25 protein-coding genes and 1 tRNA gene are annotated in these 22,468 nt (G+C 73.5%); 8 read left to right on the forward strand and 18 right to left on the reverse strand.

What is annotated here, in order from left to right:
* Positions 1-13: 13 nt before the first annotated feature.
* The 3 genes from HA073_RS15715 to HA073_RS15725 form a co-directional block, all read right to left on the reverse strand.
* Positions 14-547: a YbhB/YbcL family Raf kinase inhibitor-like protein gene (locus HA073_RS15715; protein ID WP_043327783.1), complete on the reverse strand. Its 534-nt coding sequence runs from the start codon at positions 545-547 to the stop codon at positions 14-16.
* Between the two features lie 40 nt (positions 548-587).
* Positions 588-1,277 (reverse strand): DNA alkylation repair protein, encoded by a 690-nt coding sequence (locus tag HA073_RS15720; protein WP_166456759.1) that lies wholly within the window; start codon positions 1,275-1,277, stop codon positions 588-590.
* A gap of 275 nt (positions 1,278-1,552) precedes the next feature.
* A tRNA-Ser gene (locus HA073_RS15725) sits at positions 1,553-1,642 on the reverse strand.
* Between the two features lie 96 nt (positions 1,643-1,738).
* On the opposite strand from HA073_RS15725, the gene HA073_RS15730 reads away from it, so the two are divergent.
* Entirely contained in the window at positions 1,739-2,278 is a 540-nt protein-coding gene (locus HA073_RS15730; protein ID WP_309228031.1) for an AAA family ATPase, read from the forward strand.
* A gap of 9 nt (positions 2,279-2,287) precedes the next feature.
* Positions 2,288-3,262 carry an NAD(P)H-quinone oxidoreductase gene (locus tag HA073_RS15735; RefSeq protein WP_166456760.1) on the forward strand — a complete coding sequence of 325 codons (975 nt, stop codon included), beginning with the start codon at positions 2,288-2,290 and terminating at the stop codon, positions 3,260-3,262.
* A 3-nt stretch (positions 3,263-3,265) separates the two neighbouring features.
* Here HA073_RS15735 and soxR read toward each other — a convergent pair whose 3' ends face one another.
* Complete coding sequence (gene soxR / locus HA073_RS15740; protein ID WP_030499370.1) at positions 3,266-3,718, reverse strand: redox-sensitive transcriptional activator SoxR; 453 nt, start codon at positions 3,716-3,718, stop codon at positions 3,266-3,268.
* Between the two features lie 46 nt (positions 3,719-3,764).
* Between soxR and HA073_RS15745 the strand changes: the two genes are divergently transcribed.
* Both HA073_RS15745 and HA073_RS15750 read left to right on the forward strand, forming a co-directional pair.
* Entirely contained in the window at positions 3,765-4,448 is a 684-nt protein-coding gene (locus HA073_RS15745) for a transketolase (RefSeq protein WP_104115615.1), read from the forward strand.
* A 14-nt stretch (positions 4,449-4,462) separates the two neighbouring features.
* Positions 4,463-5,338 (forward strand): transketolase family protein, encoded by an 876-nt coding sequence (locus tag HA073_RS15750; protein WP_064448141.1) that lies wholly within the window; start codon positions 4,463-4,465, stop codon positions 5,336-5,338.
* 70 nt (positions 5,339-5,408) lie between these two features.
* Here HA073_RS15750 and HA073_RS15755 read toward each other — a convergent pair whose 3' ends face one another.
* The 6 genes from HA073_RS15755 to HA073_RS15780 form a co-directional block, all read right to left on the reverse strand.
* Positions 5,409-6,119 (reverse strand): glycosyltransferase family 2 protein, encoded by a 711-nt coding sequence (locus HA073_RS15755; RefSeq protein ID WP_043327778.1) that lies wholly within the window; start codon positions 6,117-6,119, stop codon positions 5,409-5,411.
* Between the two features lie 78 nt (positions 6,120-6,197).
* The gene (locus HA073_RS15760) at positions 6,198-6,782 is read right to left on the reverse strand and encodes a hypothetical protein (protein WP_166456761.1); all 585 of its coding nucleotides are present in this window, start codon (positions 6,780-6,782) and stop codon (positions 6,198-6,200) included.
* A gap of 59 nt (positions 6,783-6,841) precedes the next feature.
* Positions 6,842-8,248 carry a sensor histidine kinase KdpD gene (locus HA073_RS15765; RefSeq protein ID WP_166456762.1) on the reverse strand — a complete coding sequence of 469 codons (1,407 nt, stop codon included), beginning with the start codon at positions 8,246-8,248 and terminating at the stop codon, positions 6,842-6,844.
* Positions 8,241-8,924, reverse strand: a complete 684-nt coding sequence (locus HA073_RS15770; protein ID WP_064448115.1) for a response regulator transcription factor — start codon at positions 8,922-8,924, stop codon at positions 8,241-8,243. The genes HA073_RS15765 and HA073_RS15770 overlap by 8 nt, the downstream gene beginning before the upstream one ends.
* Before the next feature lie 68 nt (positions 8,925-8,992).
* Complete coding sequence (locus HA073_RS15775; RefSeq protein ID WP_043327775.1) at positions 8,993-9,505, reverse strand: hypothetical protein; 513 nt, start codon at positions 9,503-9,505, stop codon at positions 8,993-8,995.
* A gap of 108 nt (positions 9,506-9,613) precedes the next feature.
* A complete protein-coding gene (locus HA073_RS15780) occupies positions 9,614-10,786 on the reverse strand; it encodes an acetyl-CoA C-acyltransferase (protein WP_043327774.1) in 1,173 nt (390 codons plus the stop codon).
* A gap of 99 nt (positions 10,787-10,885) precedes the next feature.
* On the opposite strand from HA073_RS15780, the gene HA073_RS15785 reads away from it, so the two are divergent.
* Complete coding sequence (locus HA073_RS15785; protein WP_051611318.1) at positions 10,886-11,320, forward strand: PH domain-containing protein; 435 nt, start codon at positions 10,886-10,888, stop codon at positions 11,318-11,320.
* 3 nt (positions 11,321-11,323) lie between these two features.
* Here the strand turns inward: HA073_RS15785 and HA073_RS15790 are convergent, their stop codons facing one another.
* The gene (locus tag HA073_RS15790) at positions 11,324-12,265 is read right to left on the reverse strand and encodes a rhomboid family intramembrane serine protease (protein ID WP_069089219.1); all 942 of its coding nucleotides are present in this window, start codon (positions 12,263-12,265) and stop codon (positions 11,324-11,326) included.
* Between the two features lie 25 nt (positions 12,266-12,290).
* Positions 12,291-12,821, reverse strand: coding sequence for a peptidylprolyl isomerase (locus HA073_RS15795; RefSeq protein WP_030499381.1), 531 nt, complete (start codon positions 12,819-12,821; stop codon positions 12,291-12,293).
* Between the two features lie 84 nt (positions 12,822-12,905).
* Between HA073_RS15795 and HA073_RS15800 the strand changes: the two genes are divergently transcribed.
* The gene (locus HA073_RS15800) at positions 12,906-13,745 is read left to right on the forward strand and encodes a hypothetical protein (RefSeq protein ID WP_166456763.1); all 840 of its coding nucleotides are present in this window, start codon (positions 12,906-12,908) and stop codon (positions 13,743-13,745) included.
* 72 nt (positions 13,746-13,817) lie between these two features.
* On the opposite strand, the gene corA is transcribed toward HA073_RS15800, so the two are convergent.
* Both corA and HA073_RS15810 read right to left on the reverse strand, forming a co-directional pair.
* Positions 13,818-14,969, reverse strand: coding sequence for a magnesium/cobalt transporter CorA (corA, locus tag HA073_RS15805; RefSeq protein WP_043327771.1), 1,152 nt, complete (start codon positions 14,967-14,969; stop codon positions 13,818-13,820).
* A 323-nt stretch (positions 14,970-15,292) separates the two neighbouring features.
* A complete protein-coding gene (locus HA073_RS15810) occupies positions 15,293-16,387 on the reverse strand; it encodes a PLP-dependent aminotransferase family protein (protein WP_030499384.1) in 1,095 nt (364 codons plus the stop codon).
* Between the two features lie 199 nt (positions 16,388-16,586).
* Here HA073_RS15810 and HA073_RS15815 point away from each other — a divergent pair, with 199 nt between their 5' ends.
* Both HA073_RS15815 and HA073_RS15820 read left to right on the forward strand, forming a co-directional pair.
* On the forward strand, positions 16,587-17,465 hold the full coding sequence (locus HA073_RS15815) for a 3'(2'),5'-bisphosphate nucleotidase CysQ (protein ID WP_043327770.1): 879 nt from the start codon (positions 16,587-16,589) through the stop codon (positions 17,463-17,465).
* Between the two features lie 100 nt (positions 17,466-17,565).
* Positions 17,566-19,062: a hypothetical protein gene (locus HA073_RS15820; RefSeq protein WP_166456764.1), complete on the forward strand. Its 1,497-nt coding sequence runs from the start codon at positions 17,566-17,568 to the stop codon at positions 19,060-19,062.
* 60 nt (positions 19,063-19,122) lie between these two features.
* Here the strand turns inward: HA073_RS15820 and HA073_RS15825 are convergent, their stop codons facing one another.
* Genes HA073_RS15825 through HA073_RS15840 form a run of 4 tightly spaced genes read right to left on the reverse strand, consistent with a single transcriptional unit; the run spans position 19,123 to position 22,083 of the window.
* Complete coding sequence (locus tag HA073_RS15825; protein WP_013289266.1) at positions 19,123-20,037, reverse strand: glycosyltransferase family 2 protein; 915 nt, start codon at positions 20,035-20,037, stop codon at positions 19,123-19,125.
* Positions 20,034-21,032: a sulfotransferase gene (locus tag HA073_RS15830; protein WP_043327767.1), complete on the reverse strand. Its 999-nt coding sequence runs from the start codon at positions 21,030-21,032 to the stop codon at positions 20,034-20,036. Before HA073_RS15830 ends, HA073_RS15825 begins: the two co-directional genes overlap by 4 nt.
* Complete coding sequence (locus HA073_RS15835; protein WP_113974519.1) at positions 21,029-21,607, reverse strand: glycosyltransferase; 579 nt, start codon at positions 21,605-21,607, stop codon at positions 21,029-21,031. The genes HA073_RS15830 and HA073_RS15835 overlap by 4 nt, the downstream gene beginning before the upstream one ends.
* The gene (locus HA073_RS15840; protein ID WP_030499390.1) at positions 21,607-22,083 is read right to left on the reverse strand and encodes a polysaccharide biosynthesis protein; all 477 of its coding nucleotides are present in this window, start codon (positions 22,081-22,083) and stop codon (positions 21,607-21,609) included. The genes HA073_RS15835 and HA073_RS15840 overlap by 1 nt, the downstream gene beginning before the upstream one ends.
* Positions 22,084-22,468 lie beyond the last annotated feature (385 nt).

A 22,468-nucleotide genomic window follows, 5' to 3' on the forward strand; every position in this document is an offset into this window, starting at 1 on the left:
CCTTCCTTACACCTCACTCCTTGATCTGGTACGTCGGGCGGATGACCGCCCGGGCCAGGGTGTGGAACGCCAGATTGAAGCCGACGAAGGCCGGGCTCGCCCCGGCGGGAATGTCGAGGCGGTCCACGTCCACGGCGTGCACCGCGAACACGTACCGGTGCGGGCGGTCCCCGGCGGGCGGCGCGGCGCCGCCGTAGCCGGTCTCGCCGTAGTCGTTGCGGACGCTGAACGCGCCGCCCAGGTCGCCCTCGTCAACGCCGCTGGGCAGCTCGGTGACGGACGCGGGCACGTTCACCAGCACCCAGTGCCAGAAGCCGCTGCCGGTCGGGGCGTCCGGGTCGAAGCACGTGACCACGAAGCTCTTGGTCTCGGCCGGGAAGCCCGACCAGGACAGCTGCGGGGAGACGTTCTCGCCGCCGGTGCTGCCGTGCGCGTACCGCGCGTCCATCGGCTCGCCGTTGTGCACGTCCTCGCTGGTCAGGTCGAACGACGGCACCGTCGGCAACAGCTCGTACGGGTCCGGGGCGATCGGTCGTTCCAGGGTCATCGAAACGGTCCTTCCGGGTACGCGAATGTCCTGCGCCCCTTCATACCCCGTTGTCCGGGCCGCCGTGCTGTCGGCGCACCATCTCGTTGATCCAGACCGGCGCGTACGGCGACGTGCAGCCCGGCGGCGTGGGGTAGTCCTTGAGCACCCCGAGCCGCTCGCCGATGCCGACCGCGCGTTCCCGGTACGCCGGATGTTCGATCCCGATCTGCGCGAGGCAGTGGTTCATCGCCCACTGGAGGCGCTCCGGCGCGCCGGCCATCTCCGCCTCGATCACGTCGAGCAGACCGGCCAGGTCCAGCCCATCCGGGTTCCGCGCCACCCGCTCGGTGGTCAGCGCCCAGCCGGCGCTCGCCACCACCGGATCGGGATCGGCCGACCAGGCCAGGCGCAGCGGCTCCGCGTGCGGGCTCTTCTTCACCACGTAGCTGACGAGCCAGTCGTGCACCTTCGGCGTACGCGCCTCGCGCAGCATCGCGTCCAGCTCGTCCCGCCCGTACGCCTTCGGCCGGCAGATCAGCAGCGCCAGCAGCCGCGCCGCGCTGTCGCCGGTCGCCCACAGCTCCCGCGCGAGGTCCTGCTGCGTCTTCAGCCGCTTCGCTACCGCCCGCAGCTTGCCCAGGTTGACCCCGTGGTCGTCGCCGTGCCGCTCGTTGACCGCGCGGATCTTCGGGTCGTCGAGCGCGGCCAGCTCGGCCGTCACCTCGGCCAACGTCGTCGTCTCCGCCACCAGGCCCTCCCGCCGTATCCGTGTCCCGCAGCCTACGGCCGCGCCCGGCGCTCCCGCTGTTCCGCCGCCCCGCCGGTCAGCGTCGTCCCGTCTCATCGCGTTCCCCCGATTCCGGCAACTCGCTCGGTGGCAGGCACATCCGGTGCGGCCGAGACTCGCCGTGGGGGTCGCCGAAGAAGAGAGCAGTCATAAGCCGCAGAGGCGATGGTTACTTCCGGGGCGACACGCCCATGTGTCCGCACGCGCGGCAGACCGAGGCGAGGCGGGGTGGGAGTTGGCGGAGGGTGTGGGATTCGAACCCACGAAGACATCGCTGCCTTACCGGTTTTCAAGACCAGCGCCATCGGCCACTAGGCGAACCCTCCCGGCACGCCCCCGAGGGGTGCGCGACCGGGACCCAGTCTGCCACGAACCCCGTACCGGGCAAGCCGCCGTCCCACCTCCGTTGCGAGAATGTGTGCGTGTGGGAGAGTCCGGCAGTGGTGCTGATCAGCGGAATCATGGCCGCAGGCAAGTCCACAGTGGCCGAAGGGCTGGCCCGGCGGCTGCCCCGCTCGGTGCACCTGCGCGGCGACGTGTTCCGCCGCGTGATCGTCAACGGGCGGGCCGACATGACCGCCGAGCCGAGCGACGAGGCGCTGCGGCAGCTCCGGCTGCGCTACGACCTGGCCGCCTCGACCGCCGACCGGTACGCAGCGGCGGGCTTCACCGTCGTACTCCAGGATGTGGTCCTCGGCGCGGACCTGCCGGCCATGGTCGGCCGGATCCGGCACCGGCCGCTCGCCGTGGTGGTGCTCGCGCCCCGCGCCGAGGTGGTCGCGGCCCGCGAGCGGGACCGGCCCAAGACCGGGTACGGGGACTGGCCGGTGGCGGACCTGGACGCCGGGTTCCGGGCCGACACGCCCCGGATCGGGCTCTGGCTGGACACGTCCGACCAGACGCCGGACGAGACGGTGGCCGAGATCCTCGCCCGCGCGTGGACCGAAGGGCAGATCGGGTAAGACTGAGTCATGCGCGCGATCACGATCACGGAACCCGGCGGACCCGAGGCGCTCGTCTGGACCCACGTGCCGGACCCGGAGCCCGGCCCCGGCGAGGTGGTCGTGGAGGTGCGGGCCAGCGCGGTGAACCGGGCCGACCTGTTGCAGCGGCAGGGGCACTACCCGCCGCCGCCGGGCGCGTCCGCGTACCCCGGTCTGGAATGTTCGGGGACGGTGCGGGCGCTCGGTCCCGGCGTGACCGGCTGGTCGGTGGGTCAGGAGGTCTGCGCGCTGCTCGCCGGCGGCGGCTACGCCGAGCAGGTCGCGGTGCCGGCCGGGCAGTTGCTGCCGGTGCCGGCCGGGGTGGAGCTGGTCGACGCGGCGGCGCTGCCGGAGGTGGCCTGCACGGTCTGGTCGAACGTGGTGGACCTGGCCCGGCTGACCGAGGGTGACACGCTGCTGGTGCACGGCGGCGGCAGCGGGATCGGCACGTTCGCGATCCAGCTCGGCGTGGCGCTCGGCGCGACAGTGGTGGTGACCGCCCGCTCGGCGAAGCACGACCGGCTGCGGGAGCTGGGCGCCGCGCACACGATCGACTACCGGGAGCAGGACTTCGTGGACGAGGTACGCCGGGTGACCGACGGCCGGGGCGCGGACGTGATCCTGGACATCATGGGCGCGTCCTACCTGCCCCGGAACGTGGCGGCGCTGGCCACCGGCGGGCGGCTCGTGGTGATCGGCATGCAGGGCGGCCGCAAGGGCGAACTCGACCTGGGGATGCTGCTGGCGAAGCGGGCGGCGGTGCACGCGACAGCGCTGCGGTCCCGTCCGGACGAGCAGAAGGCGGCGATCGTCCGGGGCGTACGCGATCAGGTGTGGCCGCTGGTGGAGGCGGGCCGGGTCCGGCCGGTGGTGCACGCCCGGGTGGACATGGCCGACGCCGCCGCCGCGCACCGCCTGGTCGAGACCAACGACCACCTGGGCAAGGTGCTGCTGGTCCGGTGACGGTCAGCCCTGGCCGGGGCGCGGGAGCATGAGACGCGGGCCGGGGCCCTCGTCGGCGAGCGAGTCGCCGGGGTTGTAGAGCGTGCAGCGCTGCAACGACAGGCAGCCGCAGCCGATGCACCCGTCCAGGTCGTCGCGGAGCTTGCCGAGCAGCCGGATCCGCTCGTCCAGCCGGTCCCGCCAGGCGCGGGACAGCGCGGCCCAGTCGTCGGGCGTGGGGGTACGCCCCGACGGCAGCGAGTCGAGCGCCGCGCGGATCTCCTCCAGCGAGACACCTACCTGCTGGGAGATCCGGATGAACGCGACCCGGCGCAGCTCGGTGCGGGCGTAGCGGCGCTGGTTCCCGCCGGTGCGGGCGGCGTGGATCAGGCCGAGCCGCTCGTAGTAGCGCAGCGCCGAGGGGGCGACGCCACTGCGGTCGGCGAGCTGCCCGATGGTCAGTGTTGCTTCGTGCATCACACGGCCTTGAGTTGAAGTTCGCTTCAAGTCCGAGGCTATCGGTATGACGACGACCACCGCCACCGAGCTGGGCGCGCTGCTGGACCGGGTGCGCGCCGGCCGCGAGTTCGGCGCCAACGTGTACTCGACGCTGGACGTGCTCCAGGTGCTCTACGACCGGGTGCTCCGGATCACCCCGGCCACCGTGGACGACCCGGACCGGGACCGCTTCCTGCTCTCCAAGGGGCACGCGGTCGCCGGCTACTACGCGCTGCTCGCCGCCCGCGGCTTCGTACCGCCCGAGTGGCTGGACGACCAGGGCGGCCCGGCGAGCCGCCTCGGCGACCACCCGGACCGCACGCTCGTGCCGGGCGTCGAGATCGGTTCCGGTTCGCTCGGCCACGGCCTCGGGCTGGGCGTGGGCACCGCGCTCGGGCTGCGGGCCCAGGGCCGCACCGAACCCCGGGTGTACGTGCTGCTCGGCGACGCCGAACTGGACGAGGGCTCCAACCACGAGGCGATCGCGTACGCGGGCGCGACCGGGCTGGGCAACCTGACCGCGATCGTGCTGGACAACCGCTCGGCCACGTACGGCTGGCCGGGTGGCGCGGCGAGCCGGTTCACGGTGAACGGGTGGAGCGCCGCCACCGTCGACGGGCGCGACCACGACGCCCTGCACGCCGCCCTCACCGGGCACGACGATCACCGGCCGCACGTCGTCGTCGCGGTCGTCACGGACGGAGAGTGAGCATGAGCAGCACCATGCGGGACGCGTTCGTCACCAGCACCGAGGAGGTGCTCGCCGATCCGCGTACGACAGTCGTGCTCGCCGACATCTCCGCCGCCGCGTTCGAGCCGGCCGCCGCCCGGTACCCGGACCGGGTGATCAACGTCGGAATCCGGGAGCAGTTGATGGTCGGGGTCGCCGGTGGGCTGGCGCTGACCGGGCAGCGGCCGATCGTGCACAGCTACGCCCCGTTCCTGGTCGAGCGGGCGTACGAGCAGATCAAGCTGGACCTCGACCACCAGGGCGTCGGCGCGGTGCTCGTCGGCATCGGCGGCTCGTACGACCGGGCGGAGGCGGGACGCACCCACCTCGGTCCGGCCGACGTGGCGCTGATCGACACGCTCCACGGCTGGACCGTGCACGTGCCGGGGCACCCGGACGAGGTCCGGCCGCTGCTGCGCGACGTCGTGTGCGGGCAGGACTCGGCGTACCTGCGGTTGTCGATCCGGGCCAACGCGCGGGCGTACCCGGAGGCGGGTGACCTGCGGGTGGTGCGCGACGCCGGGCCGGGCGCGGCGCTGCTGGTGGCGGTCGGGCCGGTGCTGGACGCGGCGCTGGCCGCGACCGCCGACCGGGCGGTGACCGTGGCCTACACCCACCGGCCACGCCCGTTCGACACGGCCGGGCTGCGGGCGCTGGCCGGAACCGAGGTGATGGTGGTCGAGCCGTACCTGGCAGGCACCTCGGCGCGGGTGGTGTCGGAGGCGCTGGCCGACCGGCCGCACCGGCTGCTGTCGCTGGGGGTGGGTCGCGAGGACCTGCGCCGCTACGGCAGCGCCGAGGACCACGAACGCTGGCACGGCCTGGACGCCGCCGGGCTGCGCCGCTCGGTGGACGCGTTCCTCGGCTGAGCGCCCTGGACACGACGCAACCCCGCGGCCTCGGCTCGTGCCGGGATCGCGGGGTTGCGGCGGTGCGGGCTCAGTGCGCGGCGGCGGGAGTGGCCGGGCGGCGGCGGGCGCGCTCGCGGGCCAGGATCCAGATCGCCTCGACGCCGTCCTTCCAGGTGATCTTCTTGCCCTCCTCGCGGCCCCGCGCGCGGTAGCTGATCGGCACCTCGTAGGGGCGAATGCGCTGGCGGAGCAGCTTGCCGGTGACCTCCGCCTCCATGCCGAAGCCCCGGGAGCGGACCTGCAGCGAGCGGTACAGCTCCAGCGGCATCAGCTTGAAGCAGGTCTCCAGGTCGCCGATGTAGGAGTTGTAGAGCACGTTCGCGGCGAGCGTGACGCCCTTGTTGCCCATCACGTACCAGAAGCTGTACGAGCTGTGGCTGCCGAAGGTCCGATTGCCGTAGACGACTGTCGCCCGACCGTCGAGCACCGGCTCCAGCAGACGCGGGATGTCCTGCGGGTCGTACTCGAGGTCGGCGTCGAGGATGACCATGTACTCGCCCTCGGCGCTGTCGACGGCGGTCTTGATGGCCGCGCCCTTGCCGGCGTTGCGCTGGTGGGTGATCACCCGGAGGCGCGCGTCGTCGACCCGGCCCAGAATCTCGCCGGTGCCGTCCCGGCTGCCGTCGTCCACGACGACAAGCTCGATCTCGCACGGGTAGTCGACCGCCAATGCCTGCTTGAGGGCATCCGCGATACGTTCTTCCTCGTTGTAGACCGGCATGAGGATCGAGAGCTTCACGGATTCTCCACGGAGGCGATGTCGGGTCGGGGCATAGCGTAGCCTGGCACATTGCTTCCGTCACGACAGCCCAGGCACCTATTCCTGGCGAATCGGAACCACCACGAGCCGGGCCACGTTCCCGCCGCCGTCCTTCGCTCCGGCCACCGCGACAGTCGTGCCGATCTTGATGTCGTTCGATCGGATCGCGGTCCGGCGCTCGACCACCCGCAGTTTGTCGCCGAACGTCCAGGTCGCTGTGAAACCGTCGGTGGATTTCACGGTCATCGACCGTTCGTCGATCGCGGTCACCTCGCCGCGCTGGACCGCCACCGTCCTGGTGCCGCCGTCCCTGGTCCGCACCACCGCCTCGCCGTGCAGCGTGTTGCGCCGCAGCAGCACCCGGGCCCGGTGGCGCTTGTTCCCCTCCGCCCGCTCGCCCTTGCCGTCCGGCCCGGCCTGCGGCGTACCGGTGGACGCCGGTGCGGCTACCGGTTCCACGTCCAGGTCACCGGCGTCGAGGCCGAGCGCGGCGAGCGCCTGGCCCTCCGCGCCCATGGCGGCGCTCACCTCGACCGCCCGGTCGGGTTCCGCGCCGGGCCGGCTCGCGCCGCACCCGGCGAGTCCGAGCGCGGCGGCGGCGAGCAGCGCGGTGGCGCCGGTGACGATTCGCTGACGTGCCATCTGTGGTCCTTTCCTCGCGGTGACGACCCCGAGCGTTCCGCACCGACACGAGGGAACGGTCAAGCCGATGTTCGAGCCCGGTAAGGATCCGGGGGCACCACGACAGTGAAGGCGGCCCCGCCCTCCGGGGCGTGCCCGGCGGTGATGTCGCCGCCGAGCCGGCGGACCAGCCCGGCGGCCAGCGCCAGGCCCAGACCGCTGCCCACCTTGCGCACCCCCCGGTACCGCTGGTGCAGCGCGCCCCGCTCGAACGCCACGTCCAGGTCGTCGTCGGTGAGGCCGGGTCCGCCGTCCCGGACCTCCAGCGTCCCACCGCCCGCCGGACCGGCGGCCCGGACCGCGAGCACCACCGGCGCCCCCGGCGGTACGACCCGCAGCGCGTTCTCCAGCAGCCCGTCCACCACCTGCCGGATCCGGCCCGGATCGGTGTACGCCGGCACCGGCGCGTCCGGCGTCTCCAGCCGGAACGGCACCCCGAGCGACGCACACCGGCCGGACCAGGCGCGCTCCGCGTCGGCGGCGAGCCGGGTCAGGTCGACCGGCACCGGTTCCAGCGGGAAGTCGACCGCCTCCAACCGGGCCAGCGCCAGCAGGTCGCGGACCAGCCGGTCCAGGTGTTCGGCCTCGGCGAGCACGGTCCGGCCGGTCGCCGGCACCGCGTCGGCCTCGATCACCCCGTCGGCCAGCGCCTCGGCGTAGCCACGGATCGCGGTCAGCGGGGTCCGCAACTCGTGCGAGACGGAGAGCAGGAACTCGCGCTGCCGACCCTCGCTCGTGGCCAGCGCGGCGGCGAGGCCGTTGAGCGCGTACGCCAGGTCGGCCACCTCGTCGGGCGGCTCGACCGGCACCCGGACCGTCCGGTCCCCGGCCCGGAGCCGCGCGGCGGCGGTGGCGGCGGTACGGATCGGCCGGGCCAGCCGGCGGGCGAGCAGCAGTCCGGCGGCCGCCCCGGCGGCGAGTCCGGCGAGCAGCGGCAGCCAGAGGCCGCGCAGCACCTGCTGCCAGGGCGCGGCGCTGCGGGCGCGGGTCAGCACCACCCCGTCCCCGCCGGGCAGCGCCCGCGCCTCGACCAGCCGGCGTTCCCCGTCGACGAGCCGCCGGCCGGAGACGTTGTCGCCGCCGGCCACCCGTGTCACGAGCGGTCGGGGCAGGCCCGGCCGGTCGGCCTGCCCGTCCCGGATCAGGTACACCTCGATCCGCTGCTGACCCAGTTGGCGGATGAGCCGGTCCCCGGCGCCGTCGCGCTGGCGTACCGCCCGCACCCGGAGCACGTCGGCAGCGAGCCGGGCCTGGGCGGCCAGCGCCTCCTGGTCCCGGCGCTCCGCGCCGCGTACCGCCAGGGGCACCGCCACCAGCGCGGTGACGAGCACCGACACGAGCGCCACCGCGCAGGTGGCCACTACCGCGCGGGCGGTGAGCGTCCGCCCGGGGCGGCGTGGCATCGGTCCGGCCGGCTGCTCAGGCATCGGCGGCGTACCCGACGCCCCGGTGGGTGCGGATCACGCTGTCCGGGCCGAGCTTGGCCCGGACCTGCGCCACGTGCACGTCGACGGTCCGGGTGCCGGCGTGCGCCGCGTACCCCCACACGCCGGCCAGCAGTTCCTCCCTGGTGAACACCCGGCCCGGACGGGCCATCAGGTGCGCGAGCAGGTCGAACTCGGTGGAGGTGAGCTGCACCGGCGTACCGGCGGCGGTCACCGTGCGGCGGGCCGGGTCGAGCGTGACGGCGCCGAGCGTGCGGGGCTGCTCGGCGGACACGCCGGACGTGCGGCGCAGCACCGCCCGCAGCCGGGCGAGCAGCTCGCGCGGGCTGAACGGCTTGGTGACGTAGTCGTCGGCGCCCAGTTCCAGCCCGACGACGCGGTCCACCTCGTCGTCCCGGGCGGTGAGGAAGATGACCGGCGTCCAGTCGCCGGCCGCGCGCAGCCGGCGGCAGATCTCGGTGCCGGCCAGGCCGGGCAGCGCGATGTCGAGCACGCAGGCCACCGGGCGCAGCCGCCGTGCGGCGGCCAGCCCGGCCTCGCCGTCACGTTCCAGGTGTACGCCGAACCCGTCCCGGGTCAGGTAGAGCCGGACCAGGTCGGCGATGGCGGGCTCGTCCTCCACCACGAGGACGAGCCCGGGCGGGGCGGCGGTGGTCACCGGCCCATGATGACCGACGGTCGACCGCCCGGCCGGTCAGGAAATGTTCGGATCCGGTAAGGAGAGTGTCAGCGGGCCGGTGCCGGCCGGAGCACTGTGGGCCGGGCGCTCGCCGGCGGCTCGCCGATCGTGGCGACGACCCGCTCGGCCGGAGTCCGCAGGCGGGTACGGAAGGCGTGGTTGAGCAGCGTGTCGAGCTGCCACACCTGCTTCGGGTGGTGGGTACGGATGACGAAACGCTCCCGCGCCCCGTCGATGGCGGTCGCTGCCAGCTCCACGCTGTGCGCCCGCGGGTCGGGGCTCCACGTCACGTTGCTCAGCTCGCGCAGCTCCGTGTTGAGGTGCAGGCGCAGCCGGTGCAGCACGCGGGTCTGCCGGGTGACCACCAGGCGGCGGTGGGTGAGCAGCATCAGGTAGTCGCCGCCGACCGGGTCGTCCGGGCGGCTGCACCGGGTGACCAGGATGGTGGCGTCGCCGGAGCCGACGCACCGGCGGAACACCGGCATGTGCCGGGTGACGGTCTGGGTCGCCAGGCCGGTCTCGGCGGCGGCCGGAAGGAACGTTCGCGAGAACACGTCCATGCCCGGTCCAACGACGCGATGACCAGGGGTGATATGGGTCACGCCCGATTTCTGGAACTTCCACACGTGCAAGTCGCACCTGAGGTGCGACACCGGCGGCCGGTCGGATCAGAGCAGCTCGACGATGGTGGCGTTGGCCATGCCGCCGCCCTCGCACATGGTCTGCAGGCCGTAGCGGATGCCGTTGTCCCGCATGTGCTGGAGCATCGTGGTCATGATCCGCGCGCCGGACCCGCCGAGCGGGTGACCGAGCGCGATCGCCCCGCCCCGGGGGTTGAGCCGCTCCGGGTCCGCCTCGGTCTCGGCCAGCCAGGCCAGCGGCACCGGGGCGAACGCCTCGTTCACCTCGTACACGCCGATCTCCTCGATGCCCAGCCCCGCGCGGCGCAGCGCCTTCGCGGTGGCCGGGATGGGCGCGGTGAGCATGGTGACCGGGTCGTCGGCGGCGACCACTGCGGTGTGCACCCGGGCCAGCGGGCGCAGGCCGTGCCGGCTGGCCCACTCGGCGGTGGTGACCGCGAGCGCGGCGGCGCCGTCGGAGATCTGCGACGCGGAACCGGCGGTGACCACGCCGTCGGCGCGGAACGGGGTGGCCAGCTCGCCCAGCTTGGCCAGCGAGGTGTCGCGGCGGATGCCCTCGTCGGCGGAGAACTTGCCGCCGTCGGCGAGCGCCACCGGCGCCAGCTCGGCCTCGAACGCGCCGGCGTCCTGCGCGGCTGCCGCCTTCTCGTGGCTGGCCAGCGCGAACTCGTCCAGCTGGGTACGCGAGAAGCGCCACCGCTGGGCGATCAGCTCGGCCCCGACGCCCTGGTTGAACGGCAGCGGCGAGTCCGCCGCGACGCCCTCGACACCCCGGTAGCGCTCCAGGATCGCCGCGCTGAACGGCATCCCACCGGCGACGCTGGACCCCATCGGCACCCGGGTCATCGACTCGACGCCACCGGCCACCACCAGGTCGGCCTGGCCGGAGAGAACAGTGGCGGCGGCGAAGTGCAGCGCCTGCTGGCTCGACCCGCACTGACGGTCGAGCGTGGTGCCCGGGACCGACTCCGGCCAGCCGGCGGCCAGCACCGCGTTGCGGGCCACGTTCCAGGACTGCTCGCCGACCTGCGACACACAGCCCCAGATCACGTCGTCGACCAGGCCGGGGTCGATGCCGGTGCGCTCGGCGAGCGCACGCAGCACGTGCGCCGAGAGGTCGACCGGGTGCACTCCGGCGAGGCTGCCCTTGCGCCGCCCGACCGGGGTCCGTACCGCGCCGACGATGACCGCGTCACTCATGTCTACTCCCGGGTAACCTCGCTTGCCCCGATAGTACGTGCTGACCGGACCGGCCGTCCTCCCCCGGCGTGCCGACGGTACGGCTGGCATGCTGGTCGGATGGATCCACAGTCGCCACCGGTCCGGCAGTGGCGGGTGCCCCGGGAGGCGCCGGTGCTCAAGGCGCTCGGCGCGCTCGCGCTGCTGGCCCTGGGGCTGCTCTTCGCCGGCGGTGACCCGGTCCGCCCGGGGCTGGCCGGGCTGGCCGCGGCCGGCCTGCTCCTCTGGGCGCTGCGCGACGTGGTCGCGCCGGTCCGCCTCGCCGTCGACAGGGACGGGCTGACGGTGCTGCGGGGGTTCGCCGGGCGACGCCGGCTGCCGTGGGACTCGGTCGAGGCGATCCGCCTGGAGCGGCGCGCCCGGCGCGGAATCACCGCCGAGACGCTGGAGATCGACGCCGGGGAGTCGCTGCACCTGTTCGGCCGCCGCGACCTGGACGCGCCGCTGGACGAGGTGGCGGCGGCGCTGGACGAGGCCCGCCCCGCCGCGGGCTGAGGCTCAGCCGAGCAGGGCGGCGGTACGGACCAGGGTCAGGCCGATCATCGCGACCAGCACGATCGCGCAGCCCGCCACCTGGAATGCGGTCCGGCGTGACCGGGGGGCGTACGCCAGGATCAGCGACACCACCGCGCCGGCCGCCAGACCGCCGAGGTGCCCGGCCACCGAGATGCTCGGCACGGTGAACGTGAAGATCAGGTTGATCACCAGGATCGGGACGATCGCCGAGGTGTCCCGGCCCAGCCGCCGCATGATCACGAAGATCGCGGCGAACAGGCCGAAGACCGCCGTCGAGGCGCCGGCCGTGGTGCGGTTCGGCGCGGTGAACACGTACGCCGCGACGTTGCCGCCCAGCCCGGCGAGCAGGTAGAGCGCCAGGAAGCGCAGCGGCCCGAGCACCGCCTCCAGCGTCCGGCCGAGCACCCAGAGCGCCCACATGTTCAGCAGCAGGTGCAGCACGCCGAAGTGCAGGAACATGGCGGTGACCAGCCGGTACCACTGGCCGTCGGCCACTCCGCCGATGGTGCCGTCGGGGAAGGCGGCCAGCCCCAGCACCGAGCCCCAGTCGGTCAGCGGGGTGCGGTCGCCCATCAGGCCACCGAGGCCACCGCCGGCCACCGCGTTGCCGCTGCGGGCCGAGGCGATGGAGACCAGCATCATCAGCACGTTCAGCGCGATCAGCGCCTTCGTGACGTTGCCCTGGCGGCCGGCGGCACCGCCACCGAAGGCGGTACGCGCCGGCCGCACGCTGCGGCGTCCCTCGGCGACACACTCCGGGCACTGGTGGCCGACGGAGGCGTCCCGCATGCACTCGGTGCAGATCGGCCGGTCGCATCGAGAGCAGCGGATGTACGTCTCCCGGCCGGGGTGCCGGTAGCAGACCGGAGTGGTCGGCACCGGGTCCCCGGTGGTGTCGCCGGGCTGGCCGGAGCGCTCAGTCATGCGAGCAAAGGTACCCGCGTGTCGCTCAGGCCTGCTTGTGCTCGATCTCGACCCGCTCGATCACCACGTCCTGCAGCGGCCGGTCGCTCGGGCCGGTCGGGGTGTTGGCGATCGAGTCGACGACCTTGGCGGACTGCTCGTCGGCGACCTGGCCGAAGATGGTGTGCCGGTTGTTCAGGTGTGGCGTGGGCGACACCGTGATGAAAAACTGCGAGCCGTTGGTGCCCGGCCCGGCGTTCGCCATGGCCAGCAGGTACGGCCGGTCGAAGCGCAGCTCGGGGTGGAACTCGTCGCCGAACTTGTAGCCCGGGCCACCGCGTCCGGTGCCGGTCGGGTCGCCCATCTGAATCATGAAACCGCTGATCACGCGGTGCGAGACGGTGCCGTCGTAGTACGGCCCGCTGCCCGGCTGACCGGTACGCGGGTCGATGTACTCCCGGGTGCCCTCGGCCAGCTCCACGAAGTTGCGGACGGTCTTCGGCGCGTGGTTCGGGAAGAGCTCCAGCCGGATCGGGCCGGCGTTGGTGTGCAAGGTGGCGTAGACAGCCTCGGCCACGGGTACTCCTCACTCGTTGGTCAGTTCCTTGCGGATCCTCCCATGTGCCCGATCTGGCCATGCGGAGGCATCCGAAGGTGGAGGATGACGAAGGAACAACTCCCAGGAGGTGGGACCGTGTTTGGAATCGGGCGGCGAAAGACCCAGGGCCAGCTCGCCAAGGTGGAGCTGAACCAGGGCATCGGTCACCTGAGGCAAGCCGCCACGCACGCGGCGAAGGGTGCCGGCGCCACTGTCGGCCCGCGGGTCCAGGCAGCCCGGGGCGCCGTCGCGCCGACCGCGGTCATGGTCCGGGACCGGGCGTCCAGCGGGTTCGCGTCGACCGCCGCGGCGCTCGCGCCGGTGCTGCTGGCCGTGCGCAACGCCCGGGTCGAGGCCGCCGGCAAGGCGCAGGGTGGCCGCAAGGCGATGACCGCGAAGCAGTCCGCGATGACGAAGAAGGCGAAGAGCATGAAGGCCGGAAAGAAGAAGCAGCGCAGGTCGCGGGGCATGACCGCGGGCCTGCTGGTGGCCGGCACCGTCGCCGGCCTGGCCGGTGCGATGGCCATGCGCCGCCGCCGCGAGCAGCAGGAGTGGGCCGAGTACGACCCGACCGGCACGCTCGGCACGACGGGCACGCTCGGCGCGACCGGCCGGGACAAGCTGGAGCCGATGCGGGAGGACGTGGACACGATCGTGGTGGAGACCCCGGACGCGAGCGCGAAGGTGACGCAGGCCGGCCCGACCGGCGCCGGCTCCTCGGCCGTGGCCAAGGGCAGCAGCGCGTCGACCGCCACCTCCGGCAGCCAGCCGGTGATCCACCCGAACGACCAGGTCCCCGCCGTCGCCGAGGGCGCCCGGGACGTCTCCGGCCGTCCGGCCGACGACATCACCAAGGCCGTGCAGGCCGGCAAGAACGCCGCGAAGGCCGGCGGTCGCCGCTGACCTCGTACCGTCGGATCAGCGCCGGCACGCGGGGCGACCCGCGTGGCCGGCGCTTCCGCGTGTACGGGGCGGCTACAGCCAGCCGTTGCGGCGGAACAGGCGGTACAGCGTGAAGGACGCCGCGAGCATCAGCGCCCACACGCCCGGATAGCCGTACGTCCATTTCAGCTCGGGCATGTTGTCGAAGTTCATGCCGTAGATGCCGGCGATCGCCGTCCACACCGCACCGATCGCGGCCCAGGCGGCGATCTTGCGCATGTCGTTGTTCTGGTCGACGGTGACCTGGGCCAGCCGGGCCTGGAGGATCGAGTTCAGCAGGTCGTCGTAGGAGTTCACCTGCTCGACCGTGCGGCTGAGGTGGTCCTGCACGTCCCGGAAGTAGCGCCGGACCTCCTGCGGCACCGCGCGGTTGACCTGCGAGGTGAGCGTCATCAGCGGGCGCTGCAACGGCGCCACCGCCCGCTTGAACTCGACCAGCTCCCGCTTCATCTGGTAGATCCGCTGGATCCGGCCGCTGCTCTGCCGGTCGAAGACGTCCGCCTCCAGCACGTCGAGGTCGTCCTCCAGCCGGTCGGCGACCTCCAGGTAGAGGTCGACCACGCGGTCGGTGATCGCGTACGCGACCGCCCACGGGCCGTGCCGCAGCAGGTCCCGCTTCGCCTCCAGGTCGGCGCGGACCGGCGCCAGCCGGCAGGCGTCGCCGTGACGCACGCTGATCACGAAGTGCGGCCCGATGAAGAGCATCACCTGGCCGGTCTCCACCACCTCGGAGTTCTCGGTCAGCTCCGCGTGCTCGCAGTAGCGGGCGGTCCGCAACACCAGGAAGACGATCTCGCCGAAGTGCTCCAGCTTCGGGCGCTGCTGGGCCTTCACCGCGTCCTCCACAGCCAGCTCGTGCAGGCCGAAGGTGGCGGCGATCTCGGTCATCTCGGTCAGGTCGGGCTCGTGCAGGCCGAGCCAGACGAAGCCGTCCCGCTCCTGCCGGGCGGCGGCCAGGGCCTCGGCGTACTGGGGGCGGCCGGGGCGGCGCTCGCCGTCGACGTACAGCCCGCAGTCGACGATCCCGCTGCGCTCCGGGCCGGCCGGCTGGGCGGCACGGGGGGAGCCGTCGGCGTTGAGGATGCGGGACATCGCGCGTACCGGGGCCGCCCAGGCGCGGGGGCGCAGTGCCCGGCTGCCGCCGTCGGCGCCGGCGGTTCGGTCGCGTGCCACCCGGTCCGTCATCTCTCGCCCCCTCTCCCTAGAGCTGCGGCTTGCAGGTTACGCCGACCGGCGGCAGGCGCAGCGCGGGAGCGGGACGGGCGGTGCGACGGGCGTCACGCCCCGGCGCCGGGCGGGCCGGGCCGCGTCAGGGGGGTGAGGGGCGACACGGCCCACCCGGCACCCCTTGGGGGCGGGAGTGATGCTGGGCGTGCCGTCGGCCCTGGCCGGAGCGGCCCGGCCACCGGAAAGGTGAACGACACTCGCAGCATTGTGGGCTGCTGGCCGGTCCAGCGGGAGTGCCGAACCGGCCAGCGGGGCCTTTTTGTCAGAAACCCGACAGAAAATCAGCCGCGTACGGCGGCCATCGCCTCCGCGAGACGCCGGACGCCCTCGTCGATCCGGTCCGCGGTCACCGCCGAGTACGCCAGCCGCAGCGCGTGCCGGCCGCCGTCGACCATGAAGTCGCTGCCCTTCACCACCGCCACGCCACGCTCGGCGGCGGCCGGCGCGAGTCGGTCGACCTCGACGTCCTCCGGCAGCTCGACCCAGAGGAAGTAGCCGCCGTCCGGCTCCACGAACCGGGCCTCCGGGATGTGCCGGCGCAGCGACTCGGCCAGTACCGCCGACCGCTCGCCGAGCGCCGTACGGACCGTCCGGATCGACTCCTCGATCGCGCCGGAGACGCAGAACTGGTGCACGATCGCCTGGGCCACCATGCCCGGCGAGATGTAGAGGTTGGTGGCGCGCTTCGCGATCGTCGCGATCAGCTCGGCCGGGCCGACCAGGTAGCCGACCCGCACCCCCGGGCAGACCGTCTTGGTGAAGCTGGACGCGTGCACCACCACGCCACGGGTGTCCATCGACAGCATCGACGGCAGCGGCTCGCCCCGGAACCGGATGTCCGCGTACGGGTCGTCCTCGAAGATCGTGAACCCGTACTCGGCGGCCAGGTCGAGCAGCTCACGGCGCTTCTCCAGGGAGAGGGTCACACCGGCCGGGTTCTGGTAGTTGGGGATCACGTGCGCCAGCCGCGGCCGTACCCCGGACTCCAGCAGCTTGCGCAGCTCGGCGGTGTCCAGGCCGTCCGGCTGGATCGTCACGCCGTGCACCTCGCCGCCCATCTGCTGGAGGTTGAGCAGCGTGCGGTCGTACGTCGGGCGCTCGACCACCACCGCGTCGCCCCGGCGGACCAGGTGGTCGAAGAGGAACGCGTCGGCCTGCAGCGAGCCGTTGGTGATCAGCACCTGATCGGCCTCGACGCCGTGCTTCTCGGCGATCCACTTCCGCAGGGGCGGGTAGCCGACGGAGGTGCCGTACGCGGTGACCCCGGCGGGGTCGGCGTCGAAGGCGCGGACAGCGGCGGCCTTGAGCCCTTCGACATCGACGATGTCCAGCGAAGGCGCGCCACGGGCGAACGAGATCAGCTGCTCGGCGGTCATGCGCAGAGCCTAGGGCCTGGCCCGGCGGGTCCGACCGCCATACACGCGAAGTTCAACATGCGGGCGGCCGGGCGGGGCACCGGGTGCGTCCGGGGGATCCGAGGGCACCTCGCGACTGTCTACGATCCGACGGACGCTGGCGCCGGTCCGACCGGACGCCGAAGGATGACGGGTCGCGGCAGACCCGGGAGAACAAGGGATGAGGCTCGTGACCGAGGACGAGGCGGGACGGCTCGACGACCAGCGGTTCGCGCAGTGGCTGGCGACCGAGGCCGGCAAGGCGCTCACCGCGCTGCGGGACCGGCAGGGCTTCGCCGACCCGAAGGCGCTCAAGGACGCCGGCGACCGCGCGTCGCACGAGCTGATGACGGCGGCGCTGGCCCGCCTGCGGCCGGCCGACGCGGTGCTCTCCGAAGAGGAGGCCGACGCCCGCCGCGCATGGGCGGACGGCGAGCGAGCGCCCCGGCACGAGGCGGACCGGGTCTGGATCATCGACCCGCTGGACGGCACCCGTGAGTTCTCCGAGGAGGGGCGGGACGACTGGGCGGTGCACGTGGCGCTCTGGCAGCGCTCCGCCGCGCCCGACGGCGCCCTGGTCGCCGGTGCCGTCGGCATGCCGGCGCGGACCACGGTGGACGGTACGCCGCTCGTGCTCGGCACCACCTGCCCGCCGCCGAAGCCGACCGACGGGCCGATCCGGATCGCGGTGAGCCGCAGCCGCCCGCCCGCGTTCGTGGGCGAGCTGGTCGAGATGCTCGGTGCGACCGCCGTACCGATGGGCTCGGCCGGTGTGAAGGTCTGCGCCGTGGTGACCGGCGAGGTCGACGCGTACGTCCACGCGGGCGGCCAGTACGAGTGGGACAGTGCCGCCCCGGTCGCGGTGGCGCTCGGCGCGGGCATGCACGCGTCCCGGATCGACGGTTCGCCGCTGCGCTACAACCGCGCCGACCCGCGCCTGCCCGACCTGCTGGTCTGCCGGCCGGAGCTGGCCGACCAGTTGCTCGACGCGATCGCGCGGACCGGGGTCGAGATGCCCGCTTCGACCGTCACCGACACCCCCGGTCAGGCGTTCGGCTGAGTGTCACGGTACATACGGCCAGGTGAATGAGGGTTATCGTCGGGCAGGTATGCGTGGCGATCTGAGCCCGGACACGGGCCGCCGACAGCCAGGGAGGGTCATGCCGGCCGATCGAGAGCCGCACAACGCCTTCGGGCAGCCGACCGGCCTGTGGCCGGGTCAGGACATTCCACGCCAGGCAGGCGGCCCGTCGCTGCCCTGGCCGGAGGCCGAGGTCACCTCGTCTCCGCCGCCACCGGCCCGGACCGGCGGCGGCGACCTGCCGTGGCCGGAACGGCCGGACGCCGGCCACCGGGACGCCGCCTGGCCGCAGGACGAGCCGACGGTCCACGGTGACCCCGGCTGGGCGCCGCACGACGACGCCGACTGGGCCGGGCCGGGTCCGGCGGGCGACGCGGTACGGGGTGCGGGCGCGGCGGCGACCGCCACCCTGACCGGGCCGCCTCCGGTGGACGCCCCGCACGATCCGGCCACCGGCGGGCCGGGCCGCCCGCCCGCTCCGCCGCTCGCACCGGGGACGACTCCGCCGCCCGGCGGCGCCCGGCGACGCTGGCGCGTGGCGGTCGCGGCGGCGCTGGCGCTGGCAGTGGCCGGCGGCGGGGTCGCGGTGGCCGCGCTGCGGCCCGACTCCGCGAACCCGCAAGCAGGCGAGGCGCCCGGATCGGTCGGCCCGGCGACCTCGATGGGCCCGGGCGCGCCGGCTACGCCGGGTGCGTCCCCGAGCGCCGACCAGGGCCTCGGTGGCAAACCCTCGGCCCGCCCGTCGGCCTCCGAGAACGCGGGCCCGGCCTTCGGCGGTACGCGGCTGACGCTGCCCGGCGCCTCGATCGGCGTGCAGAACGGGGAGACCTTCGGTCAGGCGCTGGCCCGCTCCGACCGGACGTTCGGCAAGCTGCGGATGGCCCGGATCTTCTTCCCCGGCCTGCCGCCGGCCTGGTCCGGCAGCCGGGCCGACGTGGTGGACCGGACCGTTGTGGTGTCCTTCAAGGCGGCGCCGCAGGAGATCAACACCGGCAAGTTCGACTCCCGCCTGACCTCCTGGTTCGCCTCGATCCCGCGCGAGCACAACGTCTACTGGTCGTACTTCCACGAGCCGGAGGACGACGTCGAGCGCGGCGCCTTCACCACCGAGGCGTACCGGACCGCGTGGAAGCGGGTGGCCGGGCTGGCCGCCCGGGCGAACAACCCCAAGCTGATCAACACGCTGATCCTGATGTGCTGGACGCTCGACCCGAAATCCGGGCGCAGCTTCGACGCGTTCTACCCCGGCTCCGACGTGATCGAGACGCTCGGCTGGGACTGCTACAACTGGGGCAAGAAGTGGAAGCGGTACGCCCCGCCGCAGGAGATCTACGGCCCGATGATCAGCAAGTCGAAGGCGCTCGGCAAGCCGTGGGGCGTCGCGGAGACCGGCAGCGACCTGGTGCCGGGTGACCCGGGCACCGGCCGGGCGGCCTGGATCCGGTCGATGACGAACTTCCTCAACGGCCAGCGGCCGGAATTCGTCGCGTACTACAACCAGACCGTCAGCCAGGGCGACTTCCGGCTGCTCGACCAGCCGAGCATCCAGGCGTGGAAGTCCTTCTGCACGGCCTGACCTGACGACCGGACGAGAACGGGCGGGCGACCGAGGTCGCCCGCCCGTTCCGCGTACGCGTCAGATGCCCCGGCCGCGCTTGTGCAGCGTGCGCAGCACCCGGTCGGCCTGCACCGCCCGGCTCGCCACCGCCAGCGCCAGGTAGGCGCGCGGCTCCTTCGGGTTGCGGGCCAGCGTGCGCCGCGCCCAGCGGACCGCGTCCCGCCGGTTACCCATGGCGGCCTGCGCGAACGCGATCTGACCGGCCACCCGAGCCTCGCCGTGCGGCACGGTGGCGAACTCCGGGTAGCGGCGCAGCAGCCACTGCAACGCGGTCGAGATGGTCTCCCAGCGCTGTGCGAAGTAGGACCGCTTGTGCCAGCGGACCAGCACGTACGGGCTTTCCACGTTCACCAGCGGCGCGTACCGGGCGGCGCGGAGCAGGAACTCGTAGTCCTCCGCGTAGCTGCCCGGGATCTGCTCGTCGACCAGGCCGATCGCGTCGAGCAGCGCGGCCCGGCGGATCAGGAACGTGGACGGGTGCAGCTCGGTGAGCCGGTCGCGCAGCAGCGCCTCCAGCGAGATTCGGGCGCGGTCCAGCGATCGGTCCACCGTACGGTCGTCGTAGCTGACCCGGATGCCGCAGCTCACCAGCGCGCCGTCCGGGTGCGCGTCGAGCGCCCCGAACTGGGCGGCGAGCTTGCCGGGCAGCCACTCGTCGTCGTCGTCGCAGAACGCCACCCAGTCGCCGGTGGCCGCCTCGATGCCGGTGTTGCGCGCCCCGGCCAGCCCGGCGGTACGGGTGTTGGTGATCACCCGGATCCGGCGGTCACCCCGGTCGGTCTCCAGCGACCGGTCCGGCTCGGACTGGTCGTAGACCACGATCGCCTCGATCAGCCCCGGGTGCGCCTGGCTGAGGATCGCGTCGAGCGCCGCGCGCAGCAGCTCCGGACGGTCCCGCGTCGGTACGACCACCGAGATGCTCGGCCCACTCATGCTCTCTCCACGGACTCGTCGGATCCCCGCTGGCCCAGATAGCCGTAACGGACCCGCAGGGGAAGCGTGGCCAGGCTGACCACGGCACGGCTGCGTCGCGGCAGGCGGTCGCGCCATGCCTCGTCGCGGCGCACTGTCAACGGCCCGCCGCTGAACCGCAACGGGTTGCCGGCGACGCTGTGCGCGCGGAACGGCGCGGCCGGCTCGCTCGCCGCGTCGGCCGCGTCCGCCGAGAGGATCCGCAGCGCGGCCGGGTCGTCCGGCAGGCCGGCGAAGTCCCGCACCCGGCTTACGGTGCCGGCCGGGTCGGCGGTGAAGTCCTCGTACCGCAGCCGCAGCACCTTGGCCCTGGAGGCGAGCAGGTGGAACGCCGCGTTCTGCGCGGTCCACAGCTTGCTCACCTCGAACGGCGAGAAGGTCGGCATGAAGTCCTCGCCGTCGACCACCTCGGGGCGGCGCACCTGCTTGCCCCACGAGTACGCCACCGCCCGGCTGTCCCGGACCAGGTGCAGGACCCGCAGGTCGAGCCCTTCGGCCCAGCGCAGCGCGAACGCGAGCGAGGCGTGCTTGCTGGAGTCCACCACGACCCGGGCGCCGGTCACCGCGAGCGCGGCCCGGTAGATCCGGGTGTACAGGTCGGCGTAGCGGCGCACGTCGGCGAGCTGCTCCGGCGGGAGCGCCTCCTTGGCGAGCCGGGGGATGTGCCGGGTCCGGTCGACCCGGTCCTTGAGCGCCAGCACGTCGTCCCGGTCGACCGCGTCCCAGCCGCCGAACGCCTGGTCGCCGACCTGCCGCCAGAACGGGCAGCCGGTGAACCGCTCGCCGCAGCCGCACCGCTCGTCGGCCCCGAGCGCCCGCTCCCACAGGTGCACGACCTCACCGACGGCGCACACGTCGGCGCTCTGCGCGAGCAGCAGCTCCAGCAGCGTGGAGCCGCTGCGGCCGAGGCCGCCGACGAAGAGGACCCGCGGCGCAGCCGGGTCCGGGCCGCTCATCCGCGCCGCCCGGCGGTCCGCTGGCGTACCCGGCCGGCGACCAGGCCGTCGATCACCGCGCCGACCCGGGCGACCGCCTCGGCGCGCGGGTCCGGACGGCCCGGGTCGGCGGCCAGGACGAACCGGCTCGGGTCGGCCAGGCCCTCGTCCAGCGCGGCGACCAGCTCGACCTCGGACTCGCACAGCCGCACCATGCCGGCCGCGCCCAGGCGGCGGGAGAACAGCTGCTGGTGGTTGTCGACGTGCTCGTCGTGGGCCGGGTCGCGGGGCACCACGATCGGCAGGTGGCCGGTGCGCCGGGCCTCGGTGATGGTGGCCGGGCCGCCGTGGCTGACCACGAGCGTGGACTCCGCCATCGCCTGCTGGAGTTCCTCGTGGCCGAGGAACGGGGTGGCCTCGGGCAGGGCCGGGGTGCGGCTGTGGCCGTACTGGAGGACCAGCCGGACCTCGGGCCGGGCGGCGTGCCAGCGTTCCAGCCAGCCGACCAGCCGGTCGAAGCGGTGCACGTCGGTGCCGACCACGACCAGCACGAACGGCCTGGACCGCCGGTCCCGCTGCTGGGGAATGTGCGCCATCAGAGGAGGTTCCCCACGACGGTCGCCTCCGGGTACATCCGGCGCTGCTCCTCCCACTGCACGAGCATTGCGGAGAGGAAGGGCCGGCAGAGCCGGGCGGTGAGCGTCGCGCTGTCGATCCGGTCGTACACCTCGATGTAGACCGTCGGGATCTTGCGCATGCGGGCCGCCACCACGAACGGCAGTGCGACCCCGGCGCCGGTGGTGACGACCGCGTCGACCTGGCGCCGGCGGATGACCTTCAGCGCGAGGAACGCGTTGCGTACCAGGTTCTTGACGTTGCGTGTGGTGGGGTGGTGCGCCCAGACCACGTCCTCGCCGGCGAGCAGCGAGCGCGCGTCCGGGGTGTCGAAGGTTACCCATGCGCGGCGCCGATCCCGGTACCACGGTTCCAGGGCCAGGAGCTGGGCCAGGTGCCCGCCACTGGAACCCACCAGCAGGACCTGTCCCGAGTCCTCGGTTGACCCGCTCACCACAAACGTCCTCCCGTACGCGGATGACGCGTCCGGATTTTTGTGAATGCCCCTCGGACGCGTCCTGACAACCTACTGGCGGGCCCGTGGGCAACTGAAGGGGCCATTGGACGGATCCTCGCTCGCCGGTCGGCTCACCTCGCGATTCCCGTCAACGGGATGCGCGTCGACCGGCCGTCGGGCAGGTCAGCCCGGCCGCGCCCGGACCACGGGCCGGGACACCCGGACGAAGTGAGATGTGTCAGGATTCCGTCACCGCTCCGCACGAGAGCCGTCGGCGACGTCGGCTTACCGGGGGCAAGTCGGGCCCGGCACCGGGAAACCCGCCGAATGGTCAGCGCCGATCGGCCATTTCTACGCGGGCTGCCCACACCCGGGCAGGCTTACC

The sequence above is a fragment of the Micromonospora sp. CMU55-4 genome (assembly GCF_011602315.1).
In the GTDB taxonomy this organism is placed as follows: domain Bacteria; phylum Actinomycetota; class Actinomycetes; order Mycobacteriales; family Micromonosporaceae; genus Micromonospora; species Micromonospora chalcea.